The sequence below is a fragment of the Streptomyces flaveolus genome, assembly GCF_014648815.1.
Taxonomy (GTDB): domain Bacteria; phylum Actinomycetota; class Actinomycetes; order Streptomycetales; family Streptomycetaceae; genus Streptomyces; species Streptomyces flaveolus.
This window is the reverse complement of record NZ_BMRV01000001.1, coordinates 218774-231121: the sequence shown is the minus strand read 5'-3', so window position 1 is coordinate 231121 and position 12348 is coordinate 218774. Positions and strand designations below refer to the sequence as shown.

Genomic DNA, 12348 nt, shown 5'->3' with positions numbered 1-12348 from the left:
CCCGTGGTCCACTGCGTCGTTCATCGGTTCCTTGCGTTCGGTCGGACGGGTTCAGTCGGAGAGGCCGGCTGCTAGGAGCTCCACGAAGCCGATGTCCTCGTTGGCCACGCCGAAGACCTCGGCGCGCAGCAGGGTCCGCTCGGCCCAGGCGCGGTGCGGCTTCACCTCGTTCATCTTGTTCGTGTACGCCGACCTCAGCACGCCTCCGCCGCCGCGCTCGGGCCGCAGGATGTCCTGGGCGTCGCTGAACTCCTCGCGGCTGACCACGGACAGGGCGTGCACCGGCAGCACGTGCGAGGGGTGGATGCAGGTCTTGCCGAGCAGGCCGTTGGCCTGGTCCAGGGAGATCTCCCGCAGCAGGCCGTCCATGGAGTGCTCGATCAGCTTCTGGCGCAGCTCCACGGCCTGCACCTCCAGGAACGGGCTCTGCCGCAGTTGCGGTTTGAACATCCTCTCCTGGACCCGGAAGTACTCCCACACCGGTCCGGTCACGGTGAATCCGGTGCCGTCGGCCCGGGCGAGCATGTTCACCACGTCGGCGATCACCGAGGCGACGATCTGGACGTCGTACGCCGTCATGTCGGGGGCCCGGCGCAGCCCGTAGGAGGAGCAGAAGTCGGTCACGCCGAGGCGCAGGGCGAGCACCCGGTCGCGGTACTTGTCGACCGCGCGGAAGATGCCCTCCAGCGTCTGCACGCGCGACTCGCGGTACAGCAGCTCGGGCGACTCCAGCACCGGCATGGCGAACAGGCGCCGGCCGCTCGCCGCCTCGGCCGCGGTGAGCGCCTCCAGGAAGGGCACGCCGCGTTCCTCGGTGAACTTGGGCAGCACGAACCCGGACAGCAGCCGCACCGCCGGTCCGAAGCGCCGCACGAGGTCGGGGATCTGACCGGGGGTGCGGACCCGGACGAACAGCAGCGGCACGTCCACGTCGGGGCGGTTCGCCAGGTCCGTGAACTGCCGTACGAGGTTCTCCTCGCCGGCCGCCACGTCGGCGTCGTCGATCGAGTCCTCCAGGCACAGCACCATCGACACCACCCCGCGCGCGCCCTGCTTGAGGACGTCGTCGGCGAGCTTCGGCCGGGTGGCCGGGCTGTAGAGCGTGGCGCCCAGGGCCGCGGACAGCAGCCGGGCCGGAGAGTCCGCGGTGAACGCGCAGGGCTCCCGGTGGAAGAGGCGCTCACGCACCTCAGGGGCAATGTGCCCGAAATGACGCATAAATACTCCCCCGCGGTATCTGGGCGACCTGACAACAGTTCAAGGTGGCCGGTAATAGTACGTAGGTATCCATGTCGGTGGTTCCCACCGGGCATGAATTCCAGGTAACCCCGTCATGTCGGCGGCGGGCGACCGGGGCCGCGTGGACACGCCCCGAGTACCCGCCCCCGCGTTGTCGTGAGCAGGACCGAGAGGGCAGGATGACGGCATGACGCACGCGATGCTGAAGGGGTCGAACGTCCCGCTCCAAGCCACCACGGTACGCGCCGTGCTGCGCTGGTCACCCGGGCAGGGGGTCCCCGACGTCGACGCCTCCGCGTTGCTGCTGGGCCCCGACGACCGTGTGCGTTCCGACGAGGACTTCGTCTTCTACAACCAGCCCCGGCATCCGTCCGGGCAGGTCTGGCGGCTCGGCAAGAAGCGGGTCCCCGAAGGCCTGACCGACACGATCCAGACAGACCTCTCCGGCGTCGAGCCGTCGGTGGGCCGGATCCTGCTGGTCGCCTCGGCGGACGGCGTGGCCTTCGACCGGGTACGGGAGCTGCGCATCCTGCTGTACGACGCCACGGACGCCGACGGGCAGCCGCTGGCGTACTTCGACGTCAAGCCGGAGACGGGCCAGGAGACGGCGCTGATCTGCGGGGAGCTGTACCGGCGCGGGGAGGGCTGGAAGTTCCGGGCGCTCGGCGAGGGCTACTCCAACGGGCTGAAGGGCCTGGCGACCGACTTCGGCATCTCCGTGGACGAGTCCGAGGCGACGCAGGAGCCGGCGGCGGCCTCCTCGCCGGAACCGTCCGCGCCCACGCCGTCCGCGCCCGACCGGCCGGCGGTCGGCCCCGAGGAGCCGACGACCGTGCAGCCGCTGCCGGTCCCGTCCACGTCGGAGGTCTCCTACCCGCTGCCGCCGGAGCAGCCGGCCGGGGTGCCGGCCCAGCCCGCGTACGGCTATCCGCAGCAGCCGCCGACGACGCAGCCGGCCTACGGCTACCCGCAGCCCGCCGCGCGCCCCGACTACGGCTACCCGCAGGCCCCACCCGCTACCGCGGGGGCGGCCGGGGCGCAGTCCGGCTACGGCTATCCGCTTCCGGTGACCGCGGCGCCCGACCCGGACTTCCGGCTGCCGCCGCAGGGGCCGCAGTTCATCGGCCGGTGAGCCGCGCTCATCGCTGGACCTTGGTCTTGTAGCCCCGCCCCCACTGCAGCCCCCACCCGTAGAGCCGGTCCAGCTCTCCCTGGAAGCCGTAGACGAACTTCACCTCGCGGCGGACCATGATCTCGCCCTTGACGTTCTCGATCATCACCACGGCGCAGGAGCGGGCCTGCGGATGGCGTTCGTCGAGGCCTATCTCGATGCGCGGCCCGTTGCTCGGGTACAGCGTGACGATGGCGTGCGTACGGTCGAAGGCCGGCGTCTGGTCGTAGATGTAGGCGAAGAGCAGCAGCCGTTTGATGGCGTCCCGGTGGTCGAGGTTGACGTAGATCGTCTCGCCGGACGCCGAGCCGAACCGGTCGTCGCCGCTGAGCTTGACGTACGGCGGGGCGTTGACGTCGCCGAGATAGCCGCCGAGCGGCTGGACGACGCCCCGGGTGCCGTCCTGCAGTTCGTAGAGGCAGCCGAGGTCGAGGTCGACGTTGACCATGCTCTGGCTGTGGCCCACGACCTCGGGGGGCTTGAGCGCCTTGAAGGGGTGCCGCAGCAGGCTCTCGCGCTGGTTGCCCATGATGTCCGACGTCCGCATCCGCCAGCTGAGGTTGATGCGCAGGTGCCCCGTGGCCGCGCCCTGTTTGGTCAGGGAGACCTGGCTGTGCCGTTTGGTCAGCTCGATGGAGTTGGTGGCCGCGCTGCCCGAGTCGAAATCGCTCTCGCGGCCGCGCCACAGCCCGTCCAAGAAGCCCATTCCCGCCCCCACGTTCCCTTCACCGCCGACGGGGCGGCCCCGAGGAGTCGTCCTCGTCGGCCGCCCCGCACAGAGCGTTCCTCGTCCGGGCCGTGTTCACACCGGTGGCGCAGGCGCACCGGGGGCGCACGGGCCCGGGATCGTCAGGGGTTCACACCCCGGAGGAGACCTCCGCCTTCTCTCCGTCGCCCGCTCCCCCGGCCGCGGCGAGCCGCTTGTTGCGGCGCACGGAGGACCAGAAGGACCAGCCGATCAGGACCACGCCGACGAGACCGGTGATGAACTCGTTGATCTCGTACTGGATGGTGACGAGGAGGATGACGGCCAGGGCGCCGATGGCGTAGTGGGCGCCGTGCTCCAGGTAGACGTAGTCGTCGAGGGTGCCCTCGCGGACCAGGTAGACGGTCAGGGACCGGACGTACATGGCGCCGATGCCGAGGCCGAGGGCCATCAGGACGATGTCGTTGGTGATGGCGAAGGCGCCGATGACGCCGTCGAAGGAGAACGACGCGTCCAGGACCTCCAGGTAGAGGAACATGAAGAACGCGGCCTTGCCGGCCAGCGCGACCGCCGACTTGGGCTTGCCGCTGCGCGCGGCCTCCTCCTCGGCCTCGTGCTCCCGCTCCTCCTCCTCTTCGAGCTTGTCCTCGAAGTAACCGGAGAGACCGCCGACGATCAGGTAGGTGATCAGACCCGCGACGCCGGAGATCAGCACCGTCTCCGCCTTGTCGGCGTGCCCGGCGTGCAGGTGGGCCTGGGTCGCGAAGGTCATCGAGGTGATGAGCAGCACGATCAGGGCGATGCAGACCGACAGCATGTCGACCTTGCCGAGCTTGGCCAGCGGCCGCTCCAGCCAGGCGAGCCACTTGATGTCCCGGTCCTCGAAGATGAAGTCGAGGAAGATCATCAGCAGGAACATGCCACCGAAGGCGGCGATCGACGGGTGGGCGTCGGTGACCAGCTCCTGGTAGCGGTCCTTGTCGGTGAGCGCGAGGTCGACGGCCTCGATCGGCCCGAGCTGGGCGCTGATGGCCACGATCACGACCGGGAAGACCAGGCGCATGCCGAAGACGGCGATCAGGATGCCGACGGTGAGGAAGATCTTCTGCCAGAAGGCATTCATCTTCTTCAGGATTCCGGCGTTGACCACCGCGTTGTCGAAGGACAGCGAGATCTCCATGATGGAGAGGATCGCCACGAGCCCGAAGGCGGTCCACCCCCCGTAGAAGACCGCCGCGACCAGGCCGAGCGCGGTGACCGCGAACGACCAGCCGAAGGTTTTCAGAAGCACTGGCTACCCAATCGTGTGTGTACGGGGCTCCCCCGCGCCGTACTCGGCTTTACGAAACGTTGACTCCGAAGTCTAGAGCGATGCCGCGGAGTCCCGACGCGTACCCCTGTCCCACCGCACGGAACTTCCACTCGCCCTGGTAGCGGTAGAGCTCGCCGAAGATCATCGCGGTCTCCGTGGAGGCGTCCTCACTGAGGTCGTAGCGGGCGAGTTCCTGGCCGTCGGCCTGGTTGACCACTCGAATGAAGGCGTTGCTGACCTGGCCGAAGGTCTGGCCGCGCTCGTCCGCCAGGTGGATCGAGACCGGGAAGACGATCTTGTCGCAGTGGGCGGGCACCTTGGGGAGGTCGATGAGCAGCGACTCGTCGTCGCCGTCGCCCTCGCCGGTCAGATTGTCGCCGGTGTGCTCGACGGAGCCGTCCGGGCTCTTGAGCTGGTTGTAGAAGACGAACCACTCGTCACCGAGCACCCGGCCCCCGCCGCACACCAGTGCGCTGGCGTCGAGGTCGAAGGGTGCTCCGGTGGTGGAACGCGCGTCCCAGCCGAGACCGACCAGCACCTGCGTGAGGTTCGGTGCGGCCTTGGACAGGGAGACATTGCCCCCCTTGGCAAGAGTGACGCCCATGGTGATGGTCCCCTCCCCGGGTGATGTTCTTGGGTTACTGCGCGTCCGGCGCCGCACGTAAACCGTGCGGCGCCGGACGATCGAGGCCGTTCGCCTCGGACGGAGCGGTGACTCAGACGTTCACGCCGAAGTCCTGGGCGATGCCGCGCAGGCCGGAGGCGTAGCCCTGGCCGATGGCCCGGAACTTCCACTCCGCCCCGTTGCGGTACAGCTCACCGAAGACCATGGCGGTCTCGGTGGACGCGTCCTCGGAGAGGTCGTAACGGGCGATCTCCGCCTCGCCGGCCTGGTTCACCACGCGGATGAACGCGTTGCGCACCTGGCCGAACGACTGCTGGCGGTTCTCGGCGTCGTAGATCGACACCGGGAAGACGATCTTCTCGATCTCGGCGGGGACGCCGGCGAGGTTGACCTTGATCTGCTCGTCGTCGCCCTCGCCCTCACCGGTGATGTTGTCGCCGGTGTGCTCGACCGATCCGTCGGGGCTCTTCAGGTTGTTGAAGAAGACGAAGTTGGCGTCGCTGCTGACCTTGCCGGAGCTGTCCAGCAGCAGGGCGCTGGCGTCGAGGTCGAAGTCGGTGCCGGTCGTGGTACGGACGTCCCAGCCCAGACCGACGATGACCGCGGTCAGTCCCGGGGCCTCCTTGGTCAGCGATACGTTGCCGCCCTTGCTGAGGCTGACTCCCACGAGTCCTCCCTTGATGTCCAGGGGCGGGAAGCCCCGTAGTGCGTTGGATGACGTGCTGTGGCTGTCGGATCAACGAGTCGATCCTAGTGACGGGTTCCCGCCCGCCGCAGGCCCTGGAGCCGACGAATCACACGGGTGTCGGTCAGAGGGCGTCGAGCGCCTTCACGTACTCGGTGAGGTCACGGGCGTCCGGCAGGCCGTTGCGGACGGTCCAGCGGACGACACCCTCACGGTCGATGATGAAGGTGCCGCGGACGGCGCAGCCCTTGTCCTCGTCGAAGACGCCGTAGGCGCGCGAGACGTTGCCGTGCGGCCAGAAGTCGGAGAGCAGCGGGTACTCCAGGCCCTCCTGCTCGGCGAAGACGCGCAGGGTGTGGATGGAGTCGTTGGAGACGGCGAGCACCTGGGTGTCGCGGTCGGAGAACTGCGGCAGGTTGTCCCGCACCTCGCACAGCTCGCCCGTGCACACGCCGGTGAAGGCGAACGGGTAGAAGAGCAGCACGACGTTCTTCCGGCCGTGGAAGTCGGACAGCTTCACGGTCGCGCCGTGGTTGTCCTTGAGTTCGAAGTCGGGGGCCTTGTCGCCGACCTGGATCGCCATGGTCCTGTTCGTCCCTTCGAAGGGTGGTTCGCTGGAAACACCCTACGCAGGGATCATCACGAGCCCGCGGACGGGCCGACGGCGGTCGGCCCGTCCGGAGCCGGGTGGTGCGGAGCCGGACCGGCTACCGCTTCGACTTGGCCGCCTTGGGGGTCGCCAGCCGACTGCCGCTCCAGTCCTTGCCGACACTGACGCTCTTGGCCGCCGTCAGGCCGGCCGTCGTTGCGGCTTCGGAGATGTCGCTGGCCTCGACGTACCCAGGACGGCCGGTCTTCGGCGTGAGGAGCAGGATCGCCCCGCCCTCCTCGATGTACGTGGTGGCATCCACCAGCGCATCCGTCAGGTCGCCGTCGTCGTCACGGAACCACAGCACGACGGCGTCGGCCACGTCCTCGTAGTCCTCGTCCACCAGCTCGCCCTCGACGGCGCCCTCAATGGCCTCGCGGAGCTCCTGGTCGACGTCATCGTCGTAGCCGATCTCCTGGACCACCTGCCCGGGCTGGAAACCCAGCCTGGCGGCAGGGTTCGTCCGCTCCTCCGCGTGGTCCGCGGTCGCGCTCACGGGTTGCCTCCTGATCATGTCTTGAGTGAATACCTTCAGCCACGCGCGTGCGCGAAGCTTGGCCGTAGTCCACACGGGCGGGACGGATCGCGCAAGTACCCGGCGACTGGGACCGCCGAAACGGTGACGATCCCGGCCGTGTCGCCGCAACTCCAGCCATGCCGTCCGAGCCAAAGGTGACGTACACCACACCCTTGTGCCCCGTTTGCGTATTTGGGAACCATGTGTGGGTACGAGACTCGAATGAACGTGCCCCCGGCCCTCATGGGAGAACCGGTTACCCCACGGTACAGATGACGTTTGCCTCCGCGAGGTACACGATGGGGAATCGGCGCAGACACCCGGCACAAATGGCCCTCTGACAGCGAAGGAACAGTGTGGCTTCCGCATCAGATCGCAATCCGATCATCATTGGCGGCCTGCCGAGTCAGGTTCCTGACTTCGACCCCGAGGAAACCCAGGAGTGGCTCGACTCCCTGGACGCCGCCGTCGACGAGCGGGGCCGGGAGCGGGCCCGCTATCTGATGCTGCGACTGATCGAGCGGGCCCGCGAGAAGCGCGTGGCCGTGCCCGAGATGCGCAGCACGGACTACGTCAACACGATCGCCACCAAGGACGAGCCGTTCTTCCCCGGCAACGAGGAGATCGAGCGCAAGATCCTCAACGCCACCCGCTGGAACGCCGCCGTGATGGTCTCGCGCGCGCAGCGTCCCGGCATCGGCGTCGGCGGCCACATCGCCACCTTCGCCTCCTCCGCCTCGCTGTACGACGTGGGCTTCAACCACTTCTTCCGCGGCAAGGACGAGGGCGACGGCGGTGACCAGGTCTTCTTCCAGGGGCACGCCTCGCCGGGCATCTACGCCCGCGCGTACCTGCTGGACCGGCTGACCGAGCAGCACCTGGACGGCTTCCGCCAGGAGAAGTCCAAGGCGCCGTACATGCTGTCGTCGTACCCGCACCCGCGGTCGATGCCGGACTTCTGGGAGTTCCCGACCGTCTCGATGGGCCTCGGCCCGATCGGCGCGATCTACCAGGCGCGGATGAACCGCTACATGCACGCGCGCGGCATCGCCGACACTTCGAAGTCCCACGTGTGGGCGTTCCTCGGCGACGGCGAGATGGACGAGCCGGAGTCGCTGGGCCAGCTGTCCATCGCCGCCCGCGAGGGCCTGGACAACCTGACCTTCGTGGTCAACTGCAACCTGCAGCGCCTGGACGGCCCGGTGCGCGGCAACGGCAAGATCATCCAGGAACTGGAGTCGATCTTCCGGGGCGCCGGCTGGAACGTGATCAAGCTGGTGTGGGACCGCACCTGGGACCCGCTGCTGGCCCAGGACCGCGACGGCGTGCTGGTCAACCGGATGAACACCACCCCGGACGGCCAGTTCCAGACCTACGCCACCGAGTCCGGTGCCTACATCCGCGAGCACTTCTTCGGTGACGACCACCGGCTGCGCGCGATGGTCGAGAACATGACCGACGACCAGATCCTGCACCTGGGCCGTGGCGGTCACGACCACCGGAAGATCTACGCGGCCTTCTCGGCGGCCAAGGCGCACAAGGGCCAGCCGACGGTGATCCTGGCCAAGACGATCAAGGGCTGGACGCTGGGCCCCAACTTCGAGGGCCGCAACGCCACGCACCAGATGAAGAAGCTGACGGTCGACGACCTCAAGCGCTTCCGCGACCGGCTGCACCTGCCGATCTCCGACAAGGAGCTGGAGTCCGGCCCGCCGCCGTACTACCACCCGGGCCGGGACACGGAGGAGATCCAGTACATGCACGACCGCCGCCAGGGCTGCGGCGGCTATGTGCCGACCCGTGTGGTGCGGTCGAAACCGCTCGCCCTGCCGGACGACAAGACGTACGCGACCGTGAAGAAGGGGTCGGGTCAGCAGTCCATCGCGACGACGATGGCCTTTGTGCGACTGCTGAAGGACCTCATGCGGGACAAGGAGCTCGGCAAGCGGTTCGTACTGATCGCGCCGGACGAGTACCGCACCTTCGGCATGGACTCGTTCTTCCCGAGCGCGAAGATCTACAACCCGCTCGGCCAGCAGTACGAGTCCGTGGACCGGGATCTGCTGCTCGCCTACAAGGAGGCGCCGAACGGGCAGATGCTGCACGACGGCATCTCGGAGGCGGGCTGCACGGCCTCGCTGATCGCGGCGGGCTCGGCGTACGCCACCCACGGCGAACCGCTCATCCCGGTCTACGTCTTCTACTCGATGTTCGGTTTCCAGCGCACCGGCGACCAGTTCTGGCAGATGGGCGACCAGCTGGCGCGCGGTTTCGTGCTGGGCGCGACCGCGGGCCGTACGACCCTGACCGGCGAGGGCCTGCAGCACGCGGACGGCCACTCGCAGCTGCTGGCCTCGACCAACCCGGCGTGCGTGGCGTACGACCCGGCCTTCGGCTTCGAGATCGCGCACATCGTCAAGGACGGCCTGCGCCGGATGTACGGCGCGGACGAGCAGCACCCGCACGGCGAGGACGTCTTCTACTACCTCACCGTCTACAACGAGCCGATCCGGCACCCGGCCGAGCCCGAGAACGTGGACGTCGAGGGCATCCTCAAGGGCATCCACCGCTTCAGCGAGGGCACCGGCGGCGCGATCCCGGCGCAGATCATGGCGTCCGGTGTCGCGGTGCCGTGGGCCCTTCAGGCGCAGCGGATCCTCGCCGACGAGTGGAACGTGCGGGCCGACGTGTGGTCGGCGACCTCCTGGAACGAGCTGCGCCGCGAGGCGGTGGCGTGCGAGGAGCACAACCTGCTGCACCCCGAGGAGGAGCAGCAGGTGCCGTACGTGACCCGGAAGCTGGCCGGCGCGCAGGGGCCGTTCGTCGCGGTGTCCGACTGGATGCGGTCGGTGCCGGACCAGATCGCTCGGTGGGTGCCGGGGACGTACCAGTCGCTGGGCGCCGACGGCTGGGGCTTCGCGGACACGCGCGGTGCGGCGCGGCGCTTCTTCCACATCGACGCCGAGTCGATCGTGGTGGGCGTGCTGACCGAGCTGGCCAGGGAGGGCAAGATCGACCGGTCGGCGCTGAAGCAGGCGGTCGACCGGTACCGGCTGCTCGACGTGACGGCGGCCGACCCGGGGGCCGCGGGCGGTGACGCGTAGCGGCGGACGAGCCGCAGACGCGAGGAGGGCCCCCGGCGGTGCCGGGGGCCCTCCTCGTTCGCGCTTGGCGTCGGCTCGCCGGCCGGTCAGAGCATGCCGTTGCCCATGCCGGCCGATCCGGCGAGCCAGATGATCGCCAGGAGCGTGTCGATGGCACCCAGGGCGAGGGCGACCACCGCCGGCACCGGGCGGGAACCCGCCCAGCTGCGCCCCATGGCGAGCCATCCGCAGACGATCGCGACGGGGCCGAGGATGATCCCCAGCGTGAAGAATCCCGCGACCGCGCAGACGACTCCGACGATGCCGAGCGTCGCGCGGTCCGGCCCGGTCCGTGACCACGTCCGGCCAGGTGAGCGGGGGTTCCTGCGCGTTCCGTGTCCCAAGCTCGTCATCATCAACTCCCTGAACCACTCGTCGAGTTCGGTTCGTCTCGGGTTGATGTGCGAGTACCCGCATCCGGGTGGACAATCCCCCCGCGGTGTGCTGCCTGCGCGCTGCCCCCCTCCAGCAGCGCGCCGCAGCCTCTCGTCCCCCCATGCCCTGCGGAGGACTTGACCCACTGTGACCTGCGAGGCCCTCCGGTGGGGAGGGTTCGCCGGCCCTGTCACCCTGATGGACGAACCGGGTGACAGGAGCGGACCCTCCGTCAGATGTGCCCCACGCCCGCGCCGGCCTCGGCGTTGTCACCGCGCTTGGTGAGGAACGCGACGAACACCGCCACGGTGGCCACGCCCGCGGCGACGAGCGACGCCAGGCTCATGCCGGAGATGAAGGTGTCGTGCGCGACGTCCGCGATCTTCGCGGCGACCGGGGCGGGGGTGCCCTCGGCCACCGGGGCGGCGCCGACCTGGACCGCCTCGGACGCGTGGCCGAGCTGCTCCGGCGTCAGCGCGGGGAGCCCCGCGTCCGCCCAGTTGCCCGGCAGGTCGCTGTCGACCTTGGACGCCATGACGGCGCCCAGCACCGCCGTGCCGAGGCTGCCGCCGATCTGCATCGCGGCCTGCTGGAGGCCACCGGCCACCCCGGACAGCTCCATCGGCGCGTTGCCGACGATCACCTCCGTCGCGCCGACCATGACGGGCGCGAGACCGAGGCCGAGCAGGGCGAACCAGATGGACATCGCCAGGCTGCCGGTGTCCGTCTCCAGCGTGGACATGCCGAACATGGCGACCGCGGTGAACGCCATGCCGCCCGCGAGCGGGACGCGCGGGCCGACCTTGGTGATCATCGCGCCGGCCAGCGGCGAGGCGACGATCATCATGCCGGTGAGCGGGAGCAGGTGCAGGCCGGCGTCGATCGGGCTCATGCCGTGCACGTTCTGGAGGTAGAAGGTGACGAAGAAGAGGCCGCCCATGAAGGCGATGGCCATCAGGACCATCAGGACGACACCCGCCGACAGCGGCACCGACCGGAACATGGCCAGCGGGATCAGCGGCTCCTTCACCTTCGTCTCCCAGAAGGCGAACAGGGCGAAGCCCACGACCGACACCGCCACGAACAGCCACGTCGTGCTGGAGCCCCAGCCCCATTCCGGGGCCTTGATGAGCGCCCAGACGAGGAAGAACATCGAGGCCGACAGCAGGACGATGCCGAGGATGTCGAAGGACCGCGGGGCGTTCTCGGCCCGGTGGTCCAGCAGGATCAGCACGCCGAGCACCAGGGCGAGGACGCCGACCGGCACGTTGATGAAGAACACCGACTGCCAGTTGACGTGCTCGACCAGCACACCGCCGAGGATCGGACCGCCCGCGGTGGAGGCTCCGATGACCATGCCCCAGATGCCGATGGCCATGTTGAGCTTCTCGGCCGGGAAGGTGGCCCGCAGCAGACCGAGCGCGGCCGGCATGAGCAGCGCGCCGAACAGGCCCTGGAAGACACGGAAGATGATGACCATCGCGATGCTGTCGGACAGCCCGATGGCACCGGAGGCGGCGGCGAAGCCGGTCACGCCGATGAGGAAGGTCTGCCGGTGACCGAAGCGGTCGCCGAGCTTGCCCGCGGTGATCAGGGAGACCGCGAGGGCGAGGAAGTAGGCGTTGGTGATCCACTGGAGCTCGGACAGGCTGGCGCCCAGGTCCTTGCCGATGGCCGGGTTGGCGATGGCCACGATGGTGCCGTCGAGGGCCACCATCATGACGCCTACCGCGACGGTGACGAGGGTGACCCACGGGTGGCCGCGCAGCCCCGAGGCAGGCGTGGCATCCGACGGCGTGGGCGGTCCGCTCCCCGGCCCGGTCTTGTCGATGGTGGTCTGACTAGTCATACCTTCGAGGCTAATGACAGCCACTGACAGTTGACAAACCAATTCACCAGTCAGTAACTGACACGTCATGCCCGTAT

11 protein-coding genes are annotated in these 12348 nt (G+C 68.8%); 2 read left to right on the top strand and 9 right to left on the bottom strand.

Annotated features, from left to right (window positions below; all coding sequences use genetic code 11):
* Positions 1-51: 51 nt before the first annotated feature.
* On the bottom strand, positions 52-1218 hold the full coding sequence (locus IEZ05_RS01005; RefSeq protein WP_189228006.1) for an HpcH/HpaI aldolase/citrate lyase family protein: 1167 nt from the start codon (positions 1216-1218) through the stop codon (positions 52-54).
* Positions 1219-1426: 208 nt separating this feature from the next.
* Between IEZ05_RS01005 and IEZ05_RS01000 the strand changes: the two genes are divergently transcribed.
* Positions 1427-2371, top strand: coding sequence for a TerD family protein (locus tag IEZ05_RS01000; RefSeq protein ID WP_189228005.1), 945 nt, complete (start codon positions 1427-1429; stop codon positions 2369-2371).
* Between the two features lie 7 nt (positions 2372-2378).
* Here IEZ05_RS01000 and IEZ05_RS00995 read toward each other — a convergent pair whose 3' ends face one another.
* From IEZ05_RS00995 to IEZ05_RS00970, 6 genes are all read right to left on the bottom strand, one after another.
* Positions 2379-3116: a TerD family protein gene (locus tag IEZ05_RS00995; RefSeq protein WP_189228004.1), complete on the bottom strand. Its 738-nt coding sequence runs from the start codon at positions 3114-3116 to the stop codon at positions 2379-2381.
* Between the two features lie 151 nt (positions 3117-3267).
* On the bottom strand, positions 3268-4407 hold the full coding sequence (locus IEZ05_RS00990; RefSeq protein WP_189228003.1) for a DUF475 domain-containing protein: 1140 nt from the start codon (positions 4405-4407) through the stop codon (positions 3268-3270).
* A gap of 49 nt (positions 4408-4456) precedes the next feature.
* A complete protein-coding gene (locus IEZ05_RS00985; protein ID WP_189228002.1) occupies positions 4457-5032 on the bottom strand; it encodes a TerD family protein in 576 nt (191 codons plus the stop codon).
* Between the two features lie 112 nt (positions 5033-5144).
* Entirely contained in the window at positions 5145-5720 is a 576-nt protein-coding gene (locus IEZ05_RS00980) for a calcium homeostasis/redox stress adaptation protein (RefSeq protein WP_189228001.1), read from the bottom strand.
* Positions 5721-5862: 142 nt separating this feature from the next.
* The gene (locus IEZ05_RS00975) at positions 5863-6321 is read right to left on the bottom strand and encodes a peroxiredoxin (RefSeq protein WP_189228000.1); all 459 of its coding nucleotides are present in this window, start codon (positions 6319-6321) and stop codon (positions 5863-5865) included.
* 124 nt (positions 6322-6445) lie between these two features.
* Complete coding sequence (locus tag IEZ05_RS00970) at positions 6446-6883, bottom strand: DUF3052 domain-containing protein (protein ID WP_161165332.1); 438 nt, start codon at positions 6881-6883, stop codon at positions 6446-6448.
* A gap of 377 nt (positions 6884-7260) precedes the next feature.
* On the opposite strand from IEZ05_RS00970, the gene aceE reads away from it, so the two are divergent.
* The gene (gene aceE, locus IEZ05_RS00965) at positions 7261-10008 is read left to right on the top strand and encodes a pyruvate dehydrogenase (acetyl-transferring), homodimeric type (protein WP_189227999.1); all 2748 of its coding nucleotides are present in this window, start codon (positions 7261-7263) and stop codon (positions 10006-10008) included.
* Positions 10009-10094: 86 nt separating this feature from the next.
* Here aceE and IEZ05_RS00960 read toward each other — a convergent pair whose 3' ends face one another.
* The gene (locus tag IEZ05_RS00960; protein WP_189227998.1) at positions 10095-10403 is read right to left on the bottom strand and encodes a small hydrophobic protein; all 309 of its coding nucleotides are present in this window, start codon (positions 10401-10403) and stop codon (positions 10095-10097) included.
* 251 nt (positions 10404-10654) lie between these two features.
* Positions 10655-12271, bottom strand: a complete 1617-nt coding sequence (locus IEZ05_RS00955) for an MFS transporter (protein ID WP_189227997.1) — start codon at positions 12269-12271, stop codon at positions 10655-10657.
* Positions 12272-12348 lie beyond the last annotated feature (77 nt).

Coding starts and splice junctions, on each gene's coding strand:
- IEZ05_RS01005 (WP_189228006.1), bottom strand. CDS start 1,218: ATGCGTCATTTCGGGCACATTGCCCCTGAGGTGCGTGAGCGCCTCTTC.
- IEZ05_RS01000 (WP_189228005.1), top strand. CDS start 1,427: ATGACGCACGCGATGCTGAAGGGGTCGAACGTCCCGCTCCAAGCCACC.
- IEZ05_RS00995 (WP_189228004.1), bottom strand. CDS start 3,116: ATGGGCTTCTTGGACGGGCTGTGGCGCGGCCGCGAGAGCGATTTCGAC.
- IEZ05_RS00985 (WP_189228002.1), bottom strand. CDS start 5,032: ATGGGCGTCACTCTTGCCAAGGGGGGCAATGTCTCCCTGTCCAAGGCC.
- IEZ05_RS00975 (WP_189228000.1), bottom strand. CDS start 6,321: ATGGCGATCCAGGTCGGCGACAAGGCCCCCGACTTCGAACTCAAGGAC.
- IEZ05_RS00960 (WP_189227998.1), bottom strand. CDS start 10,403: ATGATGACGAGCTTGGGACACGGAACGCGCAGGAACCCCCGCTCACCT.
- IEZ05_RS00955 (WP_189227997.1), bottom strand. CDS start 12,271: ATGACTAGTCAGACCACCATCGACAAGACCGGGCCGGGGAGCGGACCG.